Genomic DNA, 1632 nt, shown 5'->3' on the forward strand with positions numbered 1-1632 from the left:
GGCTGGGGGTGGGCTCGAAGCGCGTCCACCCGGCACCCTCGAAGTACAGCTCGGGCCAGGCGTGGGCGTCCTTGGACCCGACGGACACCGAGCCGTCCGCCACGGGCGTGCCCGGCATGAAGCCGACCGCCACGCGCGCGGGGATGCCCAGTGTCCGTGCCATCGCCGCCATCGAGAACGAGAAGTGGATGCAGAAGCCCCGCTTGGCCTCCAGGAAGCGGACGACGGCGTCCGTGCCGGTGCCCGAGGCGACCTGGGTGTCGTACTGGAAGCCCCCGCCGACGGAGAACCAGTCCTGCAGCCTGACCGCCTGCTGATAGGCGTTCGCCGAGCCCGCCGTCACCTTCCGGGCCGTCTGCGCCACCACCGGCGGCAGCGACCGGGGCACCTGGGTGTAGGCCCGCAGCACCTGCTCCGGGGGCGCGGGGGCGCTCGCGAGCTGCGCCGCCGTGGGCTCCACCTGCAGGCTGGCGACCTGGTAGCGGACGCCCCGGGTGGTCTGGCCGCGCTCCCCGGCGAGGATCCGGCCCTCCGGCTCGTACCGCCAGCGGCCCTCGGTGCGCACCTCCTCGGCGGGGTAGGGCAGCGGCAGGTAGTTCTGCGCGTAGGTGCCGGAGGCCGTGACGGTGGTGTCGATGCGCGTGGTGCGCACGCCGGGGGCGAGCCCTGCCGGGGTGGGCAGGACCGCGGGCAGCGCCGTCAGGGCGCGCTCGGTGGTCTGCCACGACGAGCCGTCGAAGCGGTCGAGGGCGACGATGCGCAGGTAGAGGTCGCGGGTGTTCTCGGCGGAGGAGCGCAGGCGCAGCAGCTCGCGGTTCGCCGGCTGGTTGAGGTTGTCCTGGAGGGCGACCAGGGGCTTGACGGAGGTGAGCCCGCCGCGGCCGGAGCCCGCGGCCTCGCTCCGGCCCCGGGGCTCGAAGAGCCCGCTGTCCATGGCGGGCAGCACGGCCGGGACCACCAGGGCGATGCCGAGGGCCAGCGCGCCGATGCGCCGGCCCGTACGGACGGGGCCGGTGGAGGCGCGGCCCGGCGGGGGCCCGGGAGCCGGGGGAGCCGTCCGGCGGCCGGCGAAGACCCGGCCCCACTCGGCGAGCCGCTCCCTGCCCTCGGCCAGGAGCAGCAGCAGATAGCCGCTCGCCGCCGCGAGGAACCACAGCCACCCCGAACCGTCCTGGCCGAGCCCGGCGGCCACGGAGTACAGGGCGAGCAGCGGCAGCCCGGCGGGGGCGGCGCTGCGGTACGTGACCGCGACGGCGTCCACCGTCAGACCCACGACCAGCACGCCCCCGACGAGCAGCAGGCGGATGCCGGCCGTCGCCGGCGCGGGGATGGCGTACCGGCCGACGTCCTCGGTGCCCTCCTGCACCAGCTGGCCGAACTCGCGGAAGACGTCGGGGCCCGGCAGCAGCCCGGCGGCCGCCTGGTCGCCGGCGAAGGCCACGGTGAGCAGGAGCAGGGTCACCAGGGCCTGCGCGGCCACCGTCACCGGCCTGGCCAGCGGCACCCGGCGGGCGAGGGCGCCCGTCACGCTCTGGAGGGCCAGCAGGAAGGCGGCCTGCAGTATCCAGGCCGACCTGTCCACCAGCGGCAGCATCGCGCAGGAGGCGGCGAGCGTGGCCACCGCGGCGGTCA

General features: G+C 76.3%; 1 protein-coding gene. It reads right to left on the reverse strand.

From position 1 onward, the window contains the following. Nucleotides 1-1632, reverse strand: a 1632-nt coding sequence (locus tag V7793_RS37305; protein ID WP_336014145.1) for a transglutaminase family protein, incomplete at both ends; no start/stop codon positions are given.

Origin of the sequence: Streptomyces sp. KLMMK (genome assembly GCF_036961605.1) — a bacterium.
GTDB classification, from domain to species: domain Bacteria; phylum Actinomycetota; class Actinomycetes; order Streptomycetales; family Streptomycetaceae; genus Streptomyces; species Streptomyces telluris.